This is a genomic window from Paenibacillus sp. L3-i20 (assembly GCF_022180385.2).
Classification (GTDB): Bacteria; Bacillota; Bacilli; order Paenibacillales; family Paenibacillaceae; genus Pristimantibacillus.
Genome location: NZ_BQME02000001.1, coordinates 104,662 through 127,649, shown reverse-complemented (window position 1 = coordinate 127,649; position 22,988 = coordinate 104,662). Strand labels below are relative to the sequence as shown.

The 22,988-nt window shown below is 43.0% G+C and carries 23 protein-coding genes and 2 other annotated features; all 23 genes read left to right on the top strand.

What is annotated here, in order from left to right:
* The first annotated feature begins 59 nt into the window (after nucleotides 1-59).
* Nucleotides 60-301, top strand: a binding site (T-box leader).
* 57 nt (nucleotides 302-358) lie between these two features.
* The 23 genes from MFF31_RS00630 to MFF31_RS00520 all read left to right on the top strand — a co-directional run bounded on the left by MFF31_RS00630 (nucleotide 359) and on the right by MFF31_RS00520 (nucleotide 22,988).
* Complete coding sequence (locus tag MFF31_RS00630) at nucleotides 359-3,001, top strand: valine--tRNA ligase (RefSeq protein WP_238186252.1); 2,643 nt, start codon at nucleotides 359-361, stop codon at nucleotides 2,999-3,001.
* Nucleotides 3,002-3,030: 29 nt separating this feature from the next.
* Nucleotides 3,031-4,422, top strand: coding sequence for a bifunctional folylpolyglutamate synthase/dihydrofolate synthase (locus tag MFF31_RS00625; RefSeq protein WP_238186251.1), 1,392 nt, complete (start codon nucleotides 3,031-3,033; stop codon nucleotides 4,420-4,422).
* Nucleotides 4,423-4,429: 7 nt separating this feature from the next.
* Nucleotides 4,430-5,830 carry a UDP-N-acetylmuramate--L-alanine ligase gene (gene murC, locus MFF31_RS00620; protein ID WP_238186250.1) on the top strand — a complete coding sequence of 467 codons (1,401 nt, stop codon included), beginning with the start codon at nucleotides 4,430-4,432 and terminating at the stop codon, nucleotides 5,828-5,830.
* A gap of 148 nt (nucleotides 5,831-5,978) precedes the next feature.
* Nucleotides 5,979-7,337 carry a hypothetical protein gene (locus MFF31_RS00615; RefSeq protein WP_238186249.1) on the top strand — a complete coding sequence of 453 codons (1,359 nt, stop codon included), beginning with the start codon at nucleotides 5,979-5,981 and terminating at the stop codon, nucleotides 7,335-7,337.
* A gap of 61 nt (nucleotides 7,338-7,398) precedes the next feature.
* Nucleotides 7,399-7,641, top strand: coding sequence for a DUF4321 domain-containing protein (locus MFF31_RS00610; protein WP_238186248.1), 243 nt, complete (start codon nucleotides 7,399-7,401; stop codon nucleotides 7,639-7,641).
* 52 nt (nucleotides 7,642-7,693) lie between these two features.
* The gene (locus tag MFF31_RS00605; protein ID WP_238186247.1) at nucleotides 7,694-8,332 is read left to right on the top strand and encodes a Maf family protein; all 639 of its coding nucleotides are present in this window, start codon (nucleotides 7,694-7,696) and stop codon (nucleotides 8,330-8,332) included.
* Between the two features lie 55 nt (nucleotides 8,333-8,387).
* Nucleotides 8,388-9,077, top strand: a complete 690-nt coding sequence (gene radC, locus MFF31_RS00600) for a RadC family protein (RefSeq protein ID WP_238186246.1) — start codon at nucleotides 8,388-8,390, stop codon at nucleotides 9,075-9,077.
* A gap of 41 nt (nucleotides 9,078-9,118) precedes the next feature.
* Nucleotides 9,119-10,147 carry a rod shape-determining protein gene (locus MFF31_RS00595; RefSeq protein WP_238186245.1) on the top strand — a complete coding sequence of 343 codons (1,029 nt, stop codon included), beginning with the start codon at nucleotides 9,119-9,121 and terminating at the stop codon, nucleotides 10,145-10,147.
* Nucleotides 10,148-10,205: 58 nt separating this feature from the next.
* Nucleotides 10,206-11,069, top strand: a complete 864-nt coding sequence (gene mreC / locus MFF31_RS00590; protein ID WP_248565369.1) for a rod shape-determining protein MreC — start codon at nucleotides 10,206-10,208, stop codon at nucleotides 11,067-11,069.
* Complete coding sequence (gene mreD / locus MFF31_RS00585) at nucleotides 11,066-11,590, top strand: rod shape-determining protein MreD (protein WP_238186243.1); 525 nt, start codon at nucleotides 11,066-11,068, stop codon at nucleotides 11,588-11,590. The genes mreC and mreD overlap by 4 nt, the downstream gene beginning before the upstream one ends.
* A gap of 62 nt (nucleotides 11,591-11,652) precedes the next feature.
* Nucleotides 11,653-12,321: a septum site-determining protein MinC gene (gene minC / locus MFF31_RS00580; protein WP_375541292.1), complete on the top strand. Its 669-nt coding sequence runs from the start codon at nucleotides 11,653-11,655 to the stop codon at nucleotides 12,319-12,321.
* Between the two features lie 3 nt (nucleotides 12,322-12,324).
* Nucleotides 12,325-13,116: a septum site-determining protein MinD gene (gene minD / locus MFF31_RS00575; protein WP_238186242.1), complete on the top strand. Its 792-nt coding sequence runs from the start codon at nucleotides 12,325-12,327 to the stop codon at nucleotides 13,114-13,116.
* A 7-nt stretch (nucleotides 13,117-13,123) separates the two neighbouring features.
* Complete coding sequence (locus MFF31_RS00570) at nucleotides 13,124-14,275, top strand: FtsW/RodA/SpoVE family cell cycle protein (RefSeq protein WP_238186241.1); 1,152 nt, start codon at nucleotides 13,124-13,126, stop codon at nucleotides 14,273-14,275.
* Nucleotides 14,276-14,435: 160 nt separating this feature from the next.
* On the top strand, nucleotides 14,436-15,422 hold the full coding sequence (locus MFF31_RS00565) for a M23 family metallopeptidase (RefSeq protein WP_238186240.1): 987 nt from the start codon (nucleotides 14,436-14,438) through the stop codon (nucleotides 15,420-15,422).
* Nucleotides 15,415-16,296 carry a M50 family metallopeptidase gene (locus MFF31_RS00560; protein ID WP_238186239.1) on the top strand — a complete coding sequence of 294 codons (882 nt, stop codon included), beginning with the start codon at nucleotides 15,415-15,417 and terminating at the stop codon, nucleotides 16,294-16,296. The genes MFF31_RS00565 and MFF31_RS00560 overlap by 8 nt, the downstream gene beginning before the upstream one ends.
* A 38-nt stretch (nucleotides 16,297-16,334) precedes the next feature.
* Nucleotides 16,335-17,582, top strand: a complete 1,248-nt coding sequence (locus tag MFF31_RS00555; protein WP_238186238.1) for an Rne/Rng family ribonuclease — start codon at nucleotides 16,335-16,337, stop codon at nucleotides 17,580-17,582.
* Between the two features lie 138 nt (nucleotides 17,583-17,720).
* Nucleotides 17,721-17,803: a sequence feature (ribosomal protein L21 leader region), on the top strand.
* A gap of 15 nt (nucleotides 17,804-17,818) precedes the next feature.
* Entirely contained in the window at nucleotides 17,819-18,130 is a 312-nt protein-coding gene (rplU, locus tag MFF31_RS00550; protein WP_238186237.1) for a 50S ribosomal protein L21, read from the top strand.
* Nucleotides 18,131-18,142: 12 nt separating this feature from the next.
* Entirely contained in the window at nucleotides 18,143-18,478 is a 336-nt protein-coding gene (locus MFF31_RS00545) for a ribosomal-processing cysteine protease Prp (RefSeq protein WP_238186236.1), read from the top strand.
* Between the two features lie 46 nt (nucleotides 18,479-18,524).
* Entirely contained in the window at nucleotides 18,525-18,836 is a 312-nt protein-coding gene (gene rpmA, locus MFF31_RS00540; protein ID WP_238186235.1) for a 50S ribosomal protein L27, read from the top strand.
* Nucleotides 18,837-18,961: 125 nt separating this feature from the next.
* Nucleotides 18,962-19,699: a Spo0B domain-containing protein gene (locus MFF31_RS00535; RefSeq protein WP_238186234.1), complete on the top strand. Its 738-nt coding sequence runs from the start codon at nucleotides 18,962-18,964 to the stop codon at nucleotides 19,697-19,699.
* Between the two features lie 13 nt (nucleotides 19,700-19,712).
* Nucleotides 19,713-21,038: a GTPase ObgE gene (obgE, locus tag MFF31_RS00530; RefSeq protein WP_238186233.1), complete on the top strand. Its 1,326-nt coding sequence runs from the start codon at nucleotides 19,713-19,715 to the stop codon at nucleotides 21,036-21,038.
* A 202-nt stretch (nucleotides 21,039-21,240) separates the two neighbouring features.
* On the top strand, nucleotides 21,241-21,678 hold the full coding sequence (locus MFF31_RS00525; protein ID WP_238186232.1) for an ACT domain-containing protein: 438 nt from the start codon (nucleotides 21,241-21,243) through the stop codon (nucleotides 21,676-21,678).
* Between the two features lie 23 nt (nucleotides 21,679-21,701).
* A complete protein-coding gene (locus MFF31_RS00520) occupies nucleotides 21,702-22,988 on the top strand; it encodes a homoserine dehydrogenase (protein ID WP_238186231.1) in 1,287 nt (428 codons plus the stop codon).

Sequence of the window (22,988 nt, the reverse complement as noted above, 5' to 3'; positions counted from 1 at the left end):
TTTAAGGGATCAGGTTGACTACTTTCGCGAACAAAGGTATGATTAAACATATATATGTTTCAACAACGTTGAAGGGGAATAGTACGCAGCGAGCCTTCAGAGAGTGGAACCGTTACGCTGAGAGGTTCTGCAGGATGTGACTGCATACGGGTCGCCCCGGAGTTGCCCGATTGAAACGTGAGCGGCTAGCGCTCCGTCTAGATTAGGCCGGTAGCAGCCGTTATCTGTTCGAGTGCCGTGTGATCTAAGTTTCATGCGGAACAAAGGTGGTACCACGGAAGCTTGACCTTTCGTCCTTTATCAATAGGACGAAAGGTTTTTTTGTTTGTTTAGAACGACTTGTGGAGGATGGAAACGAATGTCAGATAACGAAATCAAACCGGCAATGCCTACGACCTATGATCCTAAAGCGGCAGAACAAAAATGGTATGATTACTGGGTAAAAGGTAATTACTTTGAAGCAGGTAAACGACCTGAAGCAGAGACATATACGATTGTTATTCCGCCACCAAACGTTACTGGAATGCTGCATATCGGTCATGCGCTTGATTTTACGTTGCAGGATATTTTGATACGTACCAAAAGAATGCAAGGTTTTGATACGCTTTGGCTGCCTGGTACTGACCATGCAGGAATTGCAACTCAAACGAAGGTGGAGCAGAAGCTCCGCGAGCAAGGGCAAACCCGCCATGATCTAGGACGCGAAGCATTCCTTGAGAAAGTATGGGAGTGGAAAGATCAATATGCAGATACGATTCACGAGCAATGGGCGAAGATGGGTCTTTCTCTCGATTATTCAAGAGAACGTTTTACTTTGGATGAAGGACTGTCAAAGGCAGTTCGCGAAGTATTCGTTAAGTTATACGAAAAAGGCTTAATCTATCGCGGCAAAAAAATTATTAACTGGGACCCGGCAGCGCGCACCGCACTATCGGATATCGAAGTTGAACATAAAGAAATAAACGGTCACTTGTACCATCTTCAATATCCGCTTAAAGATGGATCAGGTCACATCACAGTTGCAACGACACGTCCGGAAACGATGCTTGGCGATACAGCAGTTGCTGTTCATCCAGAAGACGATCGTTACAAACATTTGATTGGCTCAATGATCGTATTGCCGATTGTTGGCAGAGAAATACCGATTATTGGCGATGAGTATGTTGAGAAGGAATTTGGATCAGGTGCTGTTAAGATTACACCTGCGCACGATCCTAATGACTTTGAAGTTGGCGCACGCCATAGTTTGCCGCAAATTATTGTTATGGATGAGTCTGGGACGATGAATGCGGAAGCAGGTCCTTATCAAGGTATGGACCGCTTTGATTGCCGCAAGCAGCTTATTAAAGATTTGCAAGAGCAAGGCGTTTGCATCAAAATTGAAGATCACGTGCATCAAGTTGGACATAGCGAGCGTTCTGGTGCTGTTGTAGAGCCATATTTGTCCACACAATGGTTCGTTGCGATGAAACCTCTTGCAGAAGCTGCGATTGCAGCTCAGAAGTCGGGCAAAGGCGCGAAGTTTGTACCTGAACGATTTGAAAAAGTGTATTTGAACTGGATCGAAAATGTACACGACTGGTGTATTTCCAGACAATTATGGTGGGGTCACCGCATCCCAGCTTGGTACGATGATTCAACAGGAGAGATGCACGTTTCTCGTGACGATATGGCAGGCGACCATCTTCGCCAAGACAATGATGTTTTGGATACATGGTTCAGTTCAGCTCTTTGGCCGTTCTCGACGCTTGGCTGGCCTGATGAAACAAATGATTTAAAACGTTTTTACCCAACAGATGTGCTCGTTACGGGCTACGATATCATTTATTTCTGGGTTGCACGTATGATCTTTACTGCTCTTGAGTTTACGGATGAAATGCCGTTTAAGGATGTTCTTATACATGGTCTCGTTCGTGACAAAGACGGACAGAAGATGTCGAAGTCACTTGGAAATGGTATTGATCCGCTTGACATTATCGAGCAATACGGTGCAGATGCGATGCGTTTCATGATCTCGACGAGCAGTACGCCAGGTCAAGACTTGCGTTTCCGCTTGGAGAAAGTAGAACAGGCTCGCAACTTTGCGAACAAAATATGGAATGCTTCCCGTTTTGCGCTTATGAACTTGGAAGGTTTCCGTGCGGAAGATATTAATATAGACGTGAAGCTCGGAACAGCAGATCGTTGGATTCTTCATCGCTTAAATGAGACTGTTCGTGACGTTACCCGTCTTATTGATGGATACGAGTTCGGTGAAACAGGTCGTGTCCTTTATAACTTTATTTGGGACGATCTTTGCGACTGGTATATCGAGTTCTCGAAACTTAGCTTGAATGGAACGGACGAGGCGGCAAAACGTGCAACACAATCGGTGATTGCATACGTGCTAGATCGTACGCAGCGTCTTATTCATCCATTCATGCCATTTATCAGTGAAGAAATATGGCAGCATCTTCCTCATGAAGGCGAGACAATTACACTTGCATCATGGCCTGTATTTGAAGCGCAGCTTGAAGCTCCTGAAGCAGTGAAAGAAATGGAACTGCTTATGGAAATGATTCGTTCCGTGCGCAATATCCGTGCTGAAGTAAACGTGCCAATGAGCAAAAAAGTTGAGCTATTGATTAAGCCAGCTGGAGAAGCAGAAGCTGCTATTTTGACTCGCAATGAAGAGTTTATTAAACGGTTCTGCGGAACTTCCATGTTAGAAACAGGAACACATATTAGCGCTCCTGATAAAGCAATGTCTTCTATCATTACAGGGGCGGAGCTATACTTGCCACTGGCTGGCTTGATTGATATCTCGCAAGAGATCGTGCGCCTTGAGAAGGAACATCAGACATTGACGGCTGAAGTTGAGCGTGTTGAGAAGAAGCTTAGCAACGAAGGATTTGTAGCTAAAGCTCCTGCAAAGGTCATTGACGAGGAACGCGCTAAGATGAATGATTACGCGGAGAAGCGCGATAAAGTGTTGGCAAGAATTGCTGAATTACGTGGTTAATAGCTTCTAACGGAAGAAGGTAACTATTGATGATAGAAGATATAAATAGACAAGGACTTGGGGAAGCAAATACGCTTCCCTCCTATCAGTCTGCTGTAGATTGGATAACTGGACTTATACCATTTGGCATTCGTCCAGGTCTCGATAGAATAGCATCTTTGATGGAACGACTTAATAATCCTCATAGACGTCTTAAGTTCATTCATGTTGCTGGGACAAATGGCAAAGGTTCAACTTGCGCTTATTTGACTAGTGTGCTAGTGAAAAGCGGTTACGATGTAGGTACATTTACATCGCCATATATTACTAAATTCACGAATCGTTTTCAATATAATGGCCAAGACATCGAAGAAGAAACGCTTCGTGTTCTTGCCAATGAACTGAAGCCCCATGTAGAGGCTATTGCGGATACTGAGCTTGGTTCTCCGACGATGTTTGAAGTATCGACTGCACTAGCCATTCTTTATTTCGCCAGAGTAGTATATCCAGATTATGTCGTATGGGAAACTGGCCTTGGCGGGCGTATGGATGTAACGAATATAGTCCATCCTGTGTTATCCGTTATTACTAACATTGGGCATGATCATATGGATCGTCTTGGCAATACACTTGAAGAGATCGCTGGGGAGAAAGCTGGTATTATTAAGCCTGGCATCCCAGTAGTTAGCGCAGCAACGCAGCCTGAGGTAATCGAAGTGTTGAAGCGTACGGCGAGTGAGAGAAAAAGCTCATTGTATTTGATCGGAGAACAATTCAACGAATTGCCAATATCAATAGAAGAAGACCAGCAAACGTTCCGCTTTGATGGGTTATTCCGAGCAATCGAACCTCTTACTATTCGGTTGAATGGCGCACATCAAAGAACCAATGCTGCTGTAGCTGTTATGGCACTTGAAGTGTTAAGACAGTACAATGCGCTAGTCGTAGAGGATGAAGTGTTGCAAGCTGGTTTGTTAGCAACATCTTGGCCTGGAAGACTTGAAATGGTTATGAATGAACCTCGTATTCTGATCGATGGCGCCCATAATCCAGAAGGTGCAGAGATGCTGGCTGATGCCCTAAGACATACATACAGCTATGATCGTCTACATCTTATGATAGGGATGCTCGAGAATAAGAATCATGAAGATACATTTAAGCATATACTACCAATAGTGGATACGCTTATATTAACTGAGCCTGATTATCGGATGAAGAAAGAAGCGCAGAACTTAGCTGAGATTGTTCAGAAGATGCGTCAAGATATACCAAACGCCAAACCTTTCGAACTTATTGTAGAGAGGGATTGGAAACAAGCTTTAAACAAATTACAACAGTTAACCGGGGATGGAGAACTTGGGGTCGTAACAGGTACGCTATATTTAATAGCAGACGTGCGTTCCCGAATATTATACAACTCGGATGCTGAAAAAGGTTGGTGAACCGTCTTTGAACACGGCAGAACACGTTCATTTCATCGGAATCGGCGGTTACGGAATGAGTGCCATTGCCCGCGTAATGCTGGAGATGGGCTATAAAGTAACAGGCTCCGATGTCGCAAAACAAGAGTTAACAGAAAAGCTTGCTGCAAAAGGGGCTAGCATCTTTATCGGTCATCAGCCTGAACATGTGAGAGGTGCGGATCTCGTCGTTTATTCCACAGCACTTACAAGTGATAATGTGGAACGAAGGGCTGCTGAAGAGCTTAACATTCCAGTTCTGCATCGGTCTCAGATGTTGGCACGATTAATGAATGCAGGCAAAGGTGTCGCAGTTGCTGGAGCACATGGCAAAACAACGACATCATCGATGGTTGCTCTTGTTATGGAAACCTGCGGAGCAGATCCTACTTACATCATTGGCGGCGAAATCGTTAATGTCGGTACAAACGCCAAAGCTGGTAAGGGAGAATATGTAGTAGCAGAAGCAGATGAAAGCGACGGTTCATTCCTTCAATATCATCCAACGATTGCGATTGTTACAAATATCGAACCAGATCATTTAGAAAACTATGACGGTGATTTCGAAAAGCTGAAATCCGCATACGTTCAATTTCTTCGCCAAGTGAAAGAAGGCGGCAAAGCAATTGTATGCGCTGATGACAAGACGGTTCAGGAATTGCTTCCTAGAATTTATTCGGATGATTCACAAATAGAAGCATCTCAGCTTGTCACTTACGGTATTCACGATAATGCCCACTTCAAAGCGGAAAATATCGTTTTGGGAGATCGTAAAGTTTCCTTCGATTTGCTTCATAACAAAGTTTTATTAGGATCGATTGAACTTTCTGTTCCAGGGTTGTATAACATCTACAATGCAATGGCAGCAGTCATTACTTGTTTGGAATCGGGTCTGTCTTTCGATAAAATAAAGGGAGCTATTAAGCTGTTCCGCGGTGCAAAACGTCGGTTCCAGGTGCTAGGTGAAGTTAACGATATTCTTGTTATCGATGACTATGCTCACCATCCAACTGAAATTCAAGCAACGATTAGCGCAGCGAAGGCAACAGGGAAACGGATTATTGCCGTATTCCAACCTCAGCGATATACGCGAACCTTTTTCTTATTTGAACAATTTAGCAGAGCTTTCCCTGAAGCAGATCAGGTTATAATAACCGACATCTACTCACCAGCTGGCGAAAAGCAAATTGAAGGTGTCAACTCAAGCAAGTTAGTTGAATTGATTCGAAACAACAGCAATGCAAATGCGGAATATATTCCGACGAAGGAAGAAGTTCTAGAAGTACTAAAAACGCGCGTTGTTCCTGGTGATCTCGTCATTACGATGGGTGCAGGGGATATTTGGAAAGTTGCGGATGCACTAGCAAAATCGTTGCAACCGGAACAATAAACAATATAGCTTATAAATGAATGTAGCGAGGCTGCTCCCTGGAGTGGCCTCGCTTCTTTATGCTCATTTTCTTTCTCTCAAATCTCGTCATAACTCTCTTGGCAATTTCATAGACTAGTAGTAGATACTAGGACGAGGAGAGATGGGCATGAATCCAAACAATCGGATCACGTATCGATTCGACCAAAAAGGCAAGCAAGTGGAAAAAAACGCGGAAATAGTGAAAGTTATTCCTGAAAAATTGAGTAGACAAGCACCAATAAATAATGTTGTCCCCTTATATTCAGTAAACTCTACGAATGTTATAAATGAAATCCATCCATGGGACAATTCTCTTCAAGAAGAGTTAGGTGCTCTTGAGCAGCTTATAAGAGAGTCTGGACAGCGTAATGCGGAGTATATCGATAGCTCTGTTTCAAATGAACGTAAACTAAAAAATACAGATGCAGATAAAAAAACTGCGTCAAAGAAAGAGCATAGGGATGTAAGTAATGAAAGCTGGGTAGAGGAATCTCAATATGTAAATCATTCAAAAGCTTTCACAAGCAGAGATTTGCCAAGGCAGCAATTATTTGATGATGAAGAAATTATTGTTAGAAAGTCGAATGGTCCTTCGTGGTTTAATGTTTTTTTGTCGGTGGCAGGGGCGTTGGCAACAGGTGCGCTGTTTGGGTACTTAATCCTATCATTGTTTGTTGGTGGAGACATGTGGCTGTTTAGTAACAAAACTGATGTAAGTACTTCAGTGACAGGAAGCAAAGATCAGAATGTAAGTGTGGACGAAATTGTTGCACTGCCTTTGTCGAGTGAGTCGGGTGAAAAATCGGGTCAATTAGTAAACCCAGAGAGATCAGTTGAATCGACTGCAGTATCTTCAATAAGTTTGGGTGGGGAAAGGTACTCATATACGTTACTCCAATATGGCGTCTTCAGCCATTCAGCGGGACGAGACGAAGCAATTAAGCAGCTTGAGGCTAAGGAGCTTGCGTCAGCTTCTACTCAGACTGGTGTGAAGTTCCCGGTTTATGCAGGTATAGCAACGGATACTGTACAAACAGGGGCATTGGTAAAATTACTTCCGGGGCTTGAAGTTTACAAAAAGGAAGTTATAGTCCAAATACCGGACAAGCTTGTTTTTAATGGAAGCAAGGAAGAGGCTAGTCGATATTTCGAGAGAACAAATGAGCTTCTATCATCATGGACTAGTCTTATTGTTACTCAGATGGAGCAGCCGTCATTGTCTGCTTTAGAAAAAGCGGCATCAACTGCATGGCAGGAGAAATTTAAGCTGTGGAAGGAAAGTTCTCTTGCAATGAAAGAAGGCATGGAAAATGAAAAAGGAAAAGTATTTTTAAATCGTTTGAATCAAGCGATTGAAAAAACGGCAGCTCTAATGCTAGATTACGATAAACAACCGAAAATAACCTATCTATGGTCGGCCCAATCAGAGCTGATGAACGCAGTACTTTCGCAAAAAGAATGGTTTGAGTCCATGAGCGCATTGTAAACATAGGATAACCTGCGTATAATAGACATAGGTGTCATCTCGTGGCGAAAGGGATTGAACGATGAAGAAAAATGGGTGGATCCTTTTCTTATTTATCGTACTTGGACTAGTGGCTGGTGCGCTGTTAGCTCGTTGGCTCGAAAAAGTTCCAGGCATTTCTTTTTTAACAAAACCGATAGTAACGACTTGGTCACCTGCTGTTGATCTGTATGTGCTTAGCTTTAATATGACGTTACAGCTTCAAATCAGTATGTTCAGCATTATAGGAGCTGTTATTGCCGTTTGGCTTTATCGCAAAATGTAGCTTGCTATCAAATACAGTCACAATAGGTATACGTAAGGAGTCGAAGTTCGAAATGGAATATCAATCAAATGAACATGAACCGATAAGCCGAATTGTATTGGCTTCATCGTCGCCGCGCCGGAAGGAACTGGTCGCATCTTTCGACCTTTCCTTGCCGGTTTATATTTTGTCTACCGATGCGGATGAGACGGTACAAGCTGGCTGGTCACCGATAGATGTTGTGGAGAAACTGAGTATTCTTAAAGCTCAAACAGCACAGGCGCTTCTGAAGGATCATGTTCACGCTGGCAACAGCTTTTCTGATCTAATTATTGCTGCTGATACGATTGTTGCCTTGGATGGTGAAATTTTGGGCAAGCCGCAAGATGATGATGAAGCGTTCGGTATGCTTACAAGACTGCAGGGCAGACAACATGATGTCTACACAGGGATTGCATGTATTGCCGCTCGGTCAGGTAAGCTGACAGTTGCGCATCGAAGAACGAAAGTACGCATGAAGCCATTAAGAGCTGATGAAATTAAGCGATATGTCAATACCGGAGAGCCAAGAGACAAAGCAGGTTCATATGCTATACAAGGACTCGGTTCAACGCTCGTAGACGAAATAGAAGGTTGTCATTCCAATGTAGTTGGACTACCTTTATCACTTCTATCGGACATACTTAAAACTTACAATATTTATGTTATTTAATCTGATAATTGAATAGTAATCGATAATCACTCTTAACAGAAGGCGGGAATGGGACATGAGTCCGCAATCATCGAATATGCGAGATGTCCCCCATGAAGAACGTCCAAGAGAGCGCATGATGCGATATGGGGCAGAGTCACTTAGTCACGCGGAACTACTAGCTATTTTGTTGCGAACGGGAACACAGCGGCAGTCCGCTGTACATTTGGCAGGAGCAATATTGAAGCAATGTGGCAATTTGCGTAATCTAATGGATATGAGTATGGATGAACTTACAGCTATACGTGGGATTGGACCCGCCAAAGCGCTGCAATTGCGTGCTGGAATAGAGCTTGGTAGAAGAATAACGAAAAGCAAGTTAGGTGATTTGGTCACTGTTCGCAGGCCAAAGGATGCGGCTGATTATGTGATGGAAGATCTTCGGTATTTGAAAAAAGAACATTTTGTATGTCTGTTTCTTAACACAAAAAATCATATTATTGCCCGGGAAACATTGTCGATGGGAACATTGAATGCTTCATTGGTTCATCCTAGAGAAGTGTTCCGAGCTGCAATCAAATGTAGCAGTGCGTCTATTATTTGTGCACACAATCATCCAAGTGGTGATCCGACGCCAAGTCCGGAAGATATTTCTCTTACGAAGAGACTAGCAGAAGCGGGACAGCTTGTTGGAATTGAGGTACTGGATCATCTGGTGATTGGTGATGGACGATTTGTCAGTTTGAAGGAGCAGGGTCATTTGTAATATAATAAAAGGGATTGTCGCAATTAGAAGGGAGCAACAACATGTTTGGGAGTTTTTCGAAAGATTTGGGAATTGATTTAGGTACAGCAAATACACTTGTTTTCGTTAAGGGTAAAGGAATTGTTGTAAGAGAACCATCCGTGGTCGCTCTTCGTACAGATACAAAAACGATCGAAGCAGTCGGTGAGCAAGCAAAAAAAATGATCGGTAGAACACCTGGAAATATCCGCGCTGTTAGACCGATGAAGGACGGCGTAATTGCTGACTTCGAAACGACAGCAACGATGATCAAATATTTTATTCGCGCTGCACAAAAGCAACGTTCACTATTTCCACGTCATCCAAATGTAATGGTTTGTGTACCATCAGGCATTACAGCGGTAGAGCAAAGAGCTGTTGAAGACGCTGCTAAACAAGCGGGAGCACGTGAAGCCTACATTATTGAAGAACCATTTGCAGCTGCAATCGGTGCGGACTTGCCTGTTTGGGAACCGACGGGAAGTATGGTTGTTGATATTGGCGGTGGAACAACTGAAGTTGCTGTCATTTCACTGGGAGGCATCGTAACTAGCCGTTCGATTCGTGTTGCAGGTGACGAGATGGACGAAGCTATTATGCAATACATCAAGAGACTGTACAATCTCCTGATCGGTGAAAGAACGTCAGAGCAGCTTAAGATGGAGATTGGTTCTGCATTGCAAATGGATAAGCCGGAAACGATGGAAATTCGTGGACGTGATCTCGTTACGGGTCTTCCGAAAACATTGGCTATTACTTCTGATGAAATTACAGATGCGTTGACAGATACAATCAATTCTATTGTTGAAGCTGTAAAAGTAACGCTAGAGAAATGTCCACCAGAGCTTTCCTCTGATATTATGGACCGTGGTATCGTCTTAACTGGCGGCGGAGCATTGCTTCGTAATCTAGACAAGCTATTGCAACGTGAGACAGGAATGCCAGTAATTGTCGCTGACAATCCACTAGATTGCGTCGCGATAGGTACAGGTCGTTCATTGGATCATATTCACTTATTTAAAAGTAGAGGAACTGGACGTTCCAAGCGTTAATATGTAACGGACAAACGAACGGATATGAGATGGGCAGGTGGTCGGGCTGTTTAATCTAATGAGGAATAAGCGAGTCATAATGCTTATGATCGGGTTGATATTGTTCATTGCGATCATCGGCTTCTCGCTGAGTGATCGCAAAGAGCTGACATGGCCAGAGAAATTTATTAAAGATGCCTCTGGTTATGTGCAGCAGTGGTTTTACAAGCCCGCTGGCTATATAGCGGGCTTCTTTGAGGATATAAGAAATTTGGATGAGCTTTACGAGGAAAATGAGCAGCTTCGACTTACTGCTGCTGCCTACGCACGAGACAAAATGGCATACAATTTTATCGAAGATGAGAATGAGCGTCTGAAAGAAGAACTTAAATTTACCGAGCAGCAAAAGCAGTTATACGATTACAATTATATAATTGCACAAGTTATTTCGGTAAGTAATGATGCGAACAATCGTACGATGAATATTAATGTAGGTTCAAAAAATGGCATTAAACCGAATATGGCAGTTACAACAGTAGATGGTCTTGTTGGACTAGTTAGTTCCGTTACACCATTCACTGCAACAATTACACCTATTACGGAGCTGAATGAAACATCACCAACCTTTAATTCCATTGCCGCTACAATTGAGGGCAGAGAAAATGAATCATTTGGTATTCTGAGCAGTTATGACAAGGAAACAAAAAGACTTGTTATGACAAAGATTGCAGAAAATGACAAAATGGAAATTGGTGATACGGCTATAACTTCAGGGCTTGGTAATGTGTATCCTAGGGGAATTCGTATCGGAACGATTGAAACGAAGCAGGTTGGTGATTTTGGTCTTACCTATACAGCAACGATCAAGCTTGCGACAAGTTTTGATCATTTAACGGAAGTATTTGTTGTTCAAGTTCCCGAAGTAGAGGGGCAAGATCAATGAGTATGAACCGGATCGTTTGCCTTATCTTGCTTCTGTTTGTTATAGAAGGTACGCTCATTCCTTGGTTCATTCCGGATGGGTTCGGCGACCGCATCATACCGCATTTTGTTTTTGTGATCGTATTATTTTCTGCCCTGTACGGCAGCCGACACCAAGCTCTTTTGTTAGGAGCAGGTTTTGGATTGTTGCAAGATATTGTTTATTACGGTCATTTGCTTGGTGCGCATTTCTTTATTATGGGATTAATAGGCTATTTTACTGGGATGCTGCTTGAACGTAAGCGGGTAACGATAATGATGGCGTTAACTGTAGTAGGATTTGCTTGCATTCTGTACGACACGACCTTATTTTTTATTTACAAAGTGTTCAGAATTTCAAATGTTGACTATGCATGGGCGTTGCTTAATCATATTTTACCTAGTCTATTTCTACAGCTGGCGTTTGCTTTGCTTTGTTATGTGCCAGTTAGACGGATGTTTGAGTCGAGGGTTGCTTCTAGCTCAGAGAAAGATGAGGAATAAATGGGTAGTTAATGCAGGAAAACTGGTCAGTTAGCAAGAATTCAATAGGTTGGGGAGGGACGATTGTGACCGAGAAGCAACATATAATGATTAAAGGTGTCAAGGAAGGTCTTCTGTTCCTTCTCGACGATCAATGTGCATTCGAAACATTGCTAGCCGAATTGCAATATAAATTGGAAAAAACCCACCAACAGCTTTTGACTGGTCCGCTTGTACATATCCATGTTAAGCTTGGCACAAGAGAAATAACGGATGAACAAAAGGAACAGCTTGCTGCTATTATTCGCGCTCAAGGAAACCTAATGATCGGCTCCATAGAATCGGAGGCAACATCGGCTCCCAATGAGGCTGCATTAAAAGTACAACCGCACGTAGTAACTTCAATTGTTCGTTCCGGTCAAACTTTAGAGCATGACGGAGATCTGTTGTTGATTGGTGACGTAAACCCAGGTGGCACTTTGTTGTGTACAGGTGATATATATGTGATGGGTGCACTAAAGGGAATGGCACATGCCGGAATAGGGGGACGTCAAGATGTTATTATCGCGACGTCATTAATGCGTCCAACTCAATTGCGGATAGCGGGTGTCGTTAGTAGACCACCGGAAGAATGGCTTACCGGCGATGCTGCTATGGAATTCGCTTATCTCATTGAAGGACAAATGCAGATTGATAAACTTTCGCAATTATTCCGCATAAGGCATAACCCTATAATGTTTAAAGGAGTGTAGAGCATGGGAGAAGCGATTGTTGTAACTTCGGGTAAAGGTGGGGTTGGTAAAACGACTACCTCGGCGAATGTCGGTACTGCCTTGGCACTACTTGGGAAAAAAGTATGTTTGGTAGATACTGATATTGGCCTTCGCAACCTTGACGTCGTAATGGGTTTGGAAAATAGAATAATATATGATCTAGTTGACGTAGCTGAAGGTCGATGCCGTCTTAATCAAGCTCTTGTAAAAGATAAACGTTTCGACGAGCTATATATGTTGCCAGCAGCACAAACAAAAGATAAAGATTCCGTTACTCCTGAACAAATACGAGAGATTGTGCTTGAATTAAAACAGTCGCATGATTATGTAATTATTGATTGTCCGGCTGGAATTGAGCAAGGTTTCCGTAATGCAATAGCTGGGGCGGATCGTGCAATCGTAGTTACTACCCCTGAGAATGCAGCAGTGCGTGATGCAGATCGTGTAATTGGCTTGCTTGAAGGGGAGAAAATACCATCCAAACTTGTCATTAACCGTATTCGCCATGCGATGGTGAAGAATGGAGAAATGCTGGATATTGATGAAATTTGTCAAGTTCTTGCTATTGATTTAGTTGGAATTGTACCTGATGATGAAAAAGTAATTTCTGCATCTAACAGCGGTGAGCCTACCGTTATGAACCCTGCTTCACGAGCAGCTATCGCATATCGGAATATCGCCCGTCGCATACTAGGGGATATGGTTCCGCTTATGCTGCTTGACGAGAAAGCGGGGGCATTCAAACGCTTCCGTAAGTTTCTTGGAATAGGATGATCGCCTAGTGCTCAACAAATTGAAAAAGCTAGATTGGGGTATTCTGTTCATTCTAGTTTGTCTTATGCTGATTAGCACGGTTGCTATATACAGTGCTACTGCCAATGATCCCAATCCAACCTATCACGGCAAAGAAAAGTTACATCTCATTTATTTTGGTGTGGGATTTGTTGTAGCTATCGCATCTGTTCTATTTGATTATCGAATCATATTGAAGTTGTGGCATGTACTGTACGGAATTGGTGTTACGTTGTTAATCCTTGTTTATTTCTTCGGTGCAGAAGTTAACAGCGCCAAGGGTTGGTTTAGGTTTGGTAGTTTTTCATTTCAGCCAGCAGAGCTGATGAAAATTATTTTGATCATTGGGATAGCTTACTTATTGGGTCGACGACAGGGCGATAAGCTAAACTTTACTAATGATTTGCTCACGATTGGGGCATTTGCATTCCTGCCGTTTTTACTTGTCATGATTCAGCCGGACTTGGGGAATGCGATCATTTTCCTAGTCATTGTATTAGGCATGTTGTGGATTGGTAATGTGAAATATTCTCATGTCGCAATGGGTCTCGGAATCGTTGTGGCAGGCATTATGTTGTTTATGTTTCTGTTCAATACGTTTAATGAAGAAATTAAAGACTATATGATTGAAAAGAATAGGTACCATTGGTATGAGCGAATCAACACTTTTGTCAATCCAGGCGAAGCAAGCACTAGCGCTTTACATCAGTCGAAAAATGCTCAAATAGCTATCGGCTCTGGTGGACTTAGCGGAGATGGATTTATGGAAGGCGATATGAAAAACGGTGGATTCGTTCCATACCCATATTCAGATTCGATTTTCGTTGTTATCGGAGAAGAATTTGGTTTCCAAGGATCAGCGATATTACTAATGCTTTATTTCTTTCTTATTTATCGGATGATTATGATTGCATTTAAATGCTTCGACAGGCGAGCCTCTTATATCATTATAGGAATCGTGTCCATGTTTGTGTTCCAAGTATTCCAGAACATTGGAATGATGATTGGTTTGATGCCGATTACTGGTATTACGCTTCCTTTCATTAGTTATGGCGGTACTTCGTTATTACTGAATATGGCGTCTATCGGCCTTGTATTCAGTATAAAAGCACATCAGGAAGTATACGAGCTTGCTGAATAAGAGCCCATTCATTAGCATTACTTGCTAGGAGTTTCTCCTAGTCGGGTAATGCTTCTTTTATTTGTCTCCCCCGCATACTTGTCTATTTGAACTCATAACTATGTAGTATGAGAACAAGCTCTCAAATAGAGCTTAATGGAAGAGGCGGGGTGGAATTTAAATGGGACTAATTGATGATGTGAGACAGCGCAGGCATCAGAAGATAAGGAGCTTGCTTGATGAATACAATAACTTATCACCCGAAAGTGAAGCAATAAAGAAGCAAAGTAATGAGGATGATTTCCATTCAAAAAAGAAAACAAGTCTTACATTCGAAGATGAATTTCCGTATCATTCAATAATTGATTTAGAAAAAATACCGTTGCCGCCACCTTCCTTCAGCGCTGTGGATGGCCTTGACCCAGAACTTTCATGGAAGAGGAATCCGAATCCTTGGGCAGCCTGGGACGAGGAGAAAGCTCATACGAACTCACCCCGAAGCTTTGTGAAGTCTGCTCCGCTGTATAATGAGCGAAGTGATCCGCCTAAAAATGGCCGGGGAAGATTTCAAAAGGAAATGACTTGGAAGCTCGTCATATCTGCGCTTCTCTTTGGCGGGGTGTGGGCTATGTTTCAATATAATCATGAATGGACTGCCAAAGGTCAAACTTTTGTGAAACAGGCGTTGACTGATGAAATTGATTTTGCTTCAGCGGCGTTGTGGTATAGGGAAGTTTTTGATGGAGCGCCATCATTTATTCCGATATTTGGCGAAGAGTCCGGAGATGCTACCCTCGTAGATGGGACAATCAAGTCTTCGGTTATCTCTCCGCTTGCAGATGCTTCGATTATTAGAAGTTTTGCAGATCTTCTAAGTGGAGTGGAGCTCGCAGGTGCTTCACAAGCGGAAGTTGCAGCAGTAGAAACAGGTAGAGTTATTCAAGTTACAGCGGAACAAGACCGCGTTCTTATTCAACATGCAAACAGTCGGATAACGATTTATGGGAAGTTAGCCTCAACGAATGTTGCGGTCAATGATTGGGTGGAAGCAGGTGACACAATAGGTCATTTGCCCAAATCAAAGGCAGGTGAACATAGCCTACTGTACTTTGCTATTAAGCAAAATGATCGATACTTGGACCCGGTGGACGTGATACCGATTGATTAAATGGCGAGGCATCATTTGGTCGGTACACCCTCTGTTTGTAATGGTTATGCTTGCATCGGCAATGACGGGATATTTTGTAGAACTGCTTACGTTGTTCGTAATCGTTGTGGTACATGAGCTAGGTCATGTTGTAGTTGCAAGAAGCTTTGGGTGGAAGATAAAAGAAGTGAAATTGCTACCCTTTGGCGGAGTTGCAGAAGTTGAAGATGCAGGAGGACTATCAGCGAAGGAAGAGGCATTAGTAGCGATTGCTGGACCATTGCAAAATGTGTGGATGGGGTTGCTTGCATGGGGACTAGGTGCATTAGGTCTTTGGGATAACCAGTGGGGACAATATGTAGCACAAGCTAATCTAATGATCGCTTTGTTCAATTTGTTACCTATCCAACCGTTAGACGGAGGCAAGCTGTTGCATGCATTGCTTTGCTATTGTCTGAATTATTATCGTACATTGCGGTGGACCGCCCGAATTAGCTTGTTGTTCAGTGCATTAATGATTGCAGGAGCCTTTCTGCCATTGTTAATGGAAGGTAGAGGAATACAAGCTAATTTACTTGTTGTCGGCATATTTCTACTTGTAACGAATTGGACTTATAATCGAAATATTCCGTTTCTTTTTTATCGCTTCTTAACACATCGTGAGGCAGCATCAGACTTCGCGCAACATAGGGGAAAGCCGGTAAGCCCTATAATCGTTAGCGGGCAACAGTCTATTTTGTCAGTTACTCGGTTATTTAGAAGAGAAAGATATCATATCGTTTATGTGATCCAGCCTGCCGCAGTAGAATTGCAAGTGTTGACAGAGCAACGAATTGTCGAGGGTTGTTTGTCTGGCCTTAATCCCCATCGTGCAGTAAAGGAACTTTTCAGTTAAACTATAAGAAAAGTAATGATGGGGGTGACTATCTGATCATGAAGCAAATGCTGATGCATGTAGATGGGGAAATGCTGCAAACAGCAGTTCTGCATGACGGTAAGCTCGTTGAATTTTTTATGGAGCGTTCTGGCGGAGTCAGCCTAGTTGGCAATGTTTACAAAGGAAGAATAGTAAATGTCCTTCCGGGTATGGGAGCCGCTTTTGTAGATATTGGACTTGGGAGAAATGCTTTTCTTTATATCGATGATATGCTTCATCCTCATGCGGACAAGCAATCTCATAATAAACCGGAAATTAGTGAACTTGCTGTAGTGGGACAAGAAATCATTGTACAAGTAATAAAAGATCCGCTTGGCGGCAAGGGTGCTCGGGTAACAACGCATTACAACTTGGCTGGTCGCTGGCTTGTTTTTATGCCTTGTGCTGATTACGTAGGTATTTCCAAAAAGATCGGGAACGAGGGGGAGCGGGAGCGTCTTCGTCTACTTGGCGAGAAGTTGCGTACTGGCGAAGAAGGCATCATTATGCGCACAGCGGCATTAGGTGAAGATGAAGAAGCACTCGGTGCTGATGTTACGAAGTTAAGAGAACGTTGGATCACGATTCAAGGGTCAATTTCTAAAGCGATTGCTCCACAGCTACTACACTCTGAAGCAGGTTTACTACATAGAGCGTTTCGCGACACGTTAACTCGTGACATGGACGAAGTGTGGATTGACAATTTTGCTAAGTTTCAAGAAGCATCTAAGCTGTTGCAAGATATGACTCCTACACTTAAGGAGAAACTTAAATTATTTGAGCAACGTGGTAAAAGCAGTATGTTTCAACAATTTAAAGTTTCAGAACAAGTTACGACGGCTTTCTCTAGGCGAATTCCAATGGGGAGCGGCGGATATCTTATTTGGGAAGATACTGAGGCACTAACTGTAATTGATGTTAACACTGGAAAATATGTTGGTAGTGATAATTTAGAGGACACTGTATTCCAAACGAATATGGAAGCAGCACAGTTGATCTCAAGACTGCTTCGTGTGAGGGATGTCGGCGGAATTATCATTATTGATTTTATTGATATGCAACGTGAAGAGAGCAGACAAAAAATATTGTTATGTATGACAGATGAAGCGAAGCTGGATGGAACCAAATGCACAATTGTTGGCTGGACGAAGCTTGGTTTAATGGAACTAACAAGGAAAAAGGCGAGAGAAAACGCTATTCACCAGATGAAAGAAAATTGTAAAGTATGCAGCGGTACGGGCAAACAGTCGAGCTTTACTAAATAGTGCTTGAACTTATCTTGCTATCCATTAGGATACATAAAGTATAATAAATAGGACACATCATGATAAAAAGGTTGAACAGCGCCTATTAATATGATAAACTGATTGGGTGTGTGTTTCGTATTGCCTTTTGATACAGACATGCAGGTACCGCTCCGATCAGGTATACAAGCGCATCGGCGATTGCTGAATGCCACCTAAATTAGGCGAGTCTTCGAAAACAAGGAGGTGCACCAACTATGTTCGCAATTATTGAAACTGGCGGAAAGCAATACAAAGTTCAGCAAGGCGATGTTATCTACATCGAGAAACTGGATGGAGGCGAAGGTGAAAACGTAACTTTCGACCGCGTATTGGCAGTATCCGGCAAAGACGGATTGGTAACAGGAGCTCCATTAGTATCTGGCGCTACAGTTACAGGCAAAGTCGAGAAACACGGCAAAGGCCAAAAAATCATCGTCTACAAATACAAAGCTAAAAAGAACTATCGCCGCAAGCAAGGTCATCGTCAGCCTTACACGAAAGTAACAATCGAAAAAATCCAAGCGTAAGAGGATTTTATTATGATCTCAGTTACATTTGTTAGGAATGGCAGTGACAAGCGCATCGTATCATTCGCGGTCATAGGACATGCTAAATATGCGAAGCCCGGTAAAGATATCGTCTGTGCCGGCGTGTCGACAGTATCTATCGGCACGGTTAATGCAATAGAAACGTTGGCGGGTGTAGAGCTGCCGGTCACGATGAAGAACGGTTGGTTATCTTCGGATATACCTATTCTGCCGGATGCTGATGCAGACGGACGGATGCAACTGCTTCTGGAGTCGATGGCGGTTATGCTCGAAACTATCGCTAAATCATACGGCAAGCATGTCGTTGTACATGAGCAGCTTCGCTGAAGCTGTCCTTGTACAACGTAACATTTAAGGGAAGGAGTGATACACCATGTTGAAACTGAATCTTCAGCTTTTCGCATCCAAGAAAGGTGTAGGTTCCACAAAGAACGGTCGTGACTCACATTCGAAGCGTCTAGGCGCTAAACGTGCTGATGGTCAAACCGTTTCTGGCGGAAGCATCTTGTTCCGTCAACGCGGAACGAAGATCCACCCAGGAACTAACGTTGGTATCGGCAAAGACGATACACTTTACGCTAAAGTAGACGGAGTAGTTAAATTCGAACGTTGGGGTCGCGATCGCAAAAAAGTGAGCGTATACCCTGTTGTTCAAGCTCCAGTAGCTGCAGCTGTAGAAGCATAAATAAACAAAAGCCCCGGCCGGCATTGCTTGGCACGGGGCTTTCGTTATATTTATGAAGATGACCGGAAATATGAAGCATGATATACTAGATAAGCTAGGAATATCGAAGAAGGTAGGTTCTTGGAATGGGACGCTTTACAACAGCGAAGCATTATGTAGCAGCATCTTGCGTGCTCCCAAGCTGCACAGCGCTAATATGGCCAGACAATCGCCCGCTTATAGTTATTTTGATTCTATGGATTATTACTGCGGCAATATTTTGGACTCGGGCAGAGCGCAAGGACAACCAAGAGCGAATGACCAGAACGATTCAAGCTATGCAAACGTCAAGTATAAGAACATTAAATCACCACCGTCATGACTGGATGAACGATCTGCAAGTACTTTTTGGTTATGCAAGATTGGGAAAGCCGGATAAGACGATTCAATATGTGGAAAAAATAATAGCAAGAATGGCTGTGGAGACCGCAGTAGCGAAGCTTGGCGTGCCATCTTTGATCAGCTTCATTCAATCTTTCCGAACGGTAACAAACTCACTTTCCCTTGAACTCGATATAAAGGGTGATCTTAATTTGAGTGAGCTGTCACCTGATGCGGAGAGCATTGCAGAGACGCTTATACATATAATAAATGCTTACCGTTTCTCCGTGAAATCGGGAAATGGTGAATTGTCAGTTCTTAGGTTGGAGCTAGGAGCGGATGAGGATGGGCTTTATGCGGCATTTTATTATGAGGGCGAGCTTATGAATGAGCAGCAATTAAACCAAAAAATTAAACAGCAGTTGGAAGGCGCACCACTTACGAAAGTGGACTCCGTGCAGTCCTTTTCCAAATTGCTGCTAAGAGCGGAAATGTGCGCTTGAACGGAGGCAATACATGTTTGTCGATAAGGCGAAAATATTTGTAAAAGGCGGCGACGGTGGAGATGGAATCATTTCGTTCCGTCGTGAAAAATATGTTGAAAATGGTGGACCAGCTGGAGGCGACGGCGGGCGTGGCGGAGATCTCATATTCCGAGTAGACGAAGGTTTGCGCACACTGATGGACTTCCGTTATCAGAAACACTTTAAAGCGCAGCGTGGCGAGCGCGGTAAGGTAAAGGGTATGCATGGTGCTGGTGCTGAAGATATGACTGTTCGTATCCCGCCAGGTACTATTATTGTTGATGACGATACAGGTGAGGTCATTGCTGACTTAACTAGAAACGGTCAACAAATTGTTATTGCGAAGGGCGGACGAGGCGGACGAGGAAATATTCGTTTTGCTACTGCTACGAACCCTGCCCCTTATATTTCTGAAAATGGTGAAGAAGGTCAAGAACGCTGGGTCGTGCTTGAGATGAAGGTCATGGCAGATATTGGCTTGGTCGGTTTCCCGAGCGTAGGCAAGTCTACTTTACTTTCCGTTGTTTCTGGAGCGACTCCTAAGATTGGTGCTTATCATTTCACAACAATCACCCCTAATCTAGGTGTTGTCGATGTAGGCGACAGTCGTAGTTTTGTTATGGCAGATTTGCCTGGACTAATCGAAGGTGCACATGAAGGCGTAGGCTTAGGACATGAGTTTTTGCGACATGTAGAGCGGACCCGAGTTATTATTCATGTGGTTGATATGGCTGCATCAGAAGGACGCGATCCTTTCGATGATTGGCTGAAGATTAACGCTGAGCTGTCCCTGTATAACGAGAAGCTTATCGATCGTCCACAAATTATTGCAGCAAACAAGATGGACATGCCTGAGGCTGAAGAGCAACTTGAGTTGTTTAAGCAGAAGCTTGCTGAAGTAAGCGGCGACGGTCAATACCAGATTGTTCCAATTTCTTCACTTACGAAGCAAGGTGTTCAGGAGCTATTATATAAAGCGGCAGATGTATTGGATACGATTGCTGTCCATACGGAAGTTGAAGAAGTAAAAGCTAACGATGAACGCAAAGTTTATGCGTTTGAGAAGAAGGAAGACATTACTTTCACTATACATCGTGAAGATGAAGTGTTCGTCGTGGAAAGCGATGGCATTGCACGTATGATGAAACGTATGAATTTAAATTCTTACGATGCAGTTATGCGATTTGCACGTATAATGAGAAAGCTTGGCATTGATGAAGCATTGCGTAAGCAGGGTGCTAGAGACGGCGATATGGTAAGAGTCGTAGACTATGCATTTGAGTTTTTTGAGGGCAGTGACTATAACCCATACGATTAAACTGAGTGACGATGGAAGTCGTTTTCAGACTGACGAGAAACCCACGTTTTTACAACGCAGGGTTTCTTTTTGTTTAGACACTTTTACAAAAGATGAAGATGACGTGATTCGTCTTTTTTCTATGCTGCCTATTGCCGATGATAGCTTATTCCGATATAATGTCCACTATAGGAATACAATTGTCTTTTTGAGGAGGACTGAAGTGGCTGATCGCTATTATGTCGTTCGCGAAGACATTTTGCCGGAAGCAATTCTAAAGACGATTCATGTCAAAGAAATGTTGAGCACTGGCGGAGCGGCTACTGTACATGAAGCAGTAGAACGTGTCGGACTTAGTCGAAGTGCTTTTTATAAGTACAAGGATGGCGTTTTTGCGTTAAATGAGAAGACAGAAACGAATATTGTGACAGTTTCCATGGACTTGGATCATCGCGCAGGTATTTTATCGAGTGTTTTAGGTCTGGTAGCAAGCCAAGGGGGAAATGTGCTTACAATGAATCAGAGCATCCCGCTCCAAGGTTTTGCTAATGTCGTTTTATCTGTAGATATTTCGCAAGTTACCGGTGATGGATCACATCTCGTGGAATTACTGAAGAGCCAATCAGGTGTGCGAAAAGCAATGGTAATTGGTCGAGGTTAATATTATAGCAACGGAGGGAATACATGAAACCAGTTAAGGTAGGATTATTGGGGCTTGGAACAGTCGGAACAGGTGTCGTTCGTATAGTTGAGGGGCATCAAGAGGATTTGCAGAGCCAAGTAGGTTCACCAATTATTATAGAGAAAATACTTGTACAAAATATAAGTAAATTACGAAATGTATCCATAGCTGAAGGTAAACTAACAGAAGACCCATGGGATGTTATCCGCAACCCGGAAATTGATGTAATCGTTGAAGTAATGGGCGGTATTGAGCACACGAAGGAATATATTTTGGAAGCTTTATCTCTTGGGAAACATGTTGTAACAGCTAACAAAGATTTGATGGCACTGCATGGTCCAGAGATTTTGGCTAAAGCGCAAAAACATCGCTGCGACGTTATGTATGAAGCGAGTGTAGCTGGTGGTATTCCAATTATTAGAACGCTTGTGGAAGGATTCTCTTCTGATCGCATTACGAAAATTATGGGTATCGTGAACGGTACAACAAACTTTATATTGACGAAGATGAGCCAAGAAGGGGCATCATACGCTGATGTTTTGAAAGAAGCACAAGAGCTTGGCTATGCGGAGTCAGATCCAACTTCTGATGTTGAAGGTATTGATGCAGCTCGGAAGATGACGATTCTATCAACACTTGGATTTCGTGTCAATGTTGCTTTGGATGATGTGTCTGCAAAAGGTATTTCTTCTGTAACAAAAGATGATATCTTGTATGCTAAGCGACTGGGTTATGTTGTGAAGCTGCTAGGTATTGCTGAGCGTCAGGACGATGCAATCAGTATTAGTGTTCAGCCAACAATGGTAAAACATTCACATCCAATTGCAGCTGTAAATGGTGTATTCAACGCAGTTTATGTGTATGGTGAAGCGGTAGGCGAGACGATGTTCTATGGTCCAGGTGCGGGCGAGCTTCCGACTGCTACTTCTATCGTAGCTGACTTGGTTGCAGTTGTGAAAAATTTGAAGCTTGGTGTTAATGGTCAACACGGCGGTATGGCTTACAAAGAGAAGAAGCTGAAGACAGACGAGCAAATAACGTCAAAATATTTCATGTTGCTTCATGTAGCTGATCGTGCTGGCGTTCTCGCACGTATAACACAAGTATTCGCTGAGTTTGAGGTTAGCCTAGAATCGGTGCTGCAGCAACCGAACGCAAGCAACCCTGAGGCAGAAATTATTATTATTACTCACGATGCCAATAAGGCGGCAATTTCGAAGGTACTTCATACTTTTGAAACGCTTGATGTTGTTCATAAAGTGAAGAGTGTTTATAGGGTCGAAGGTTAG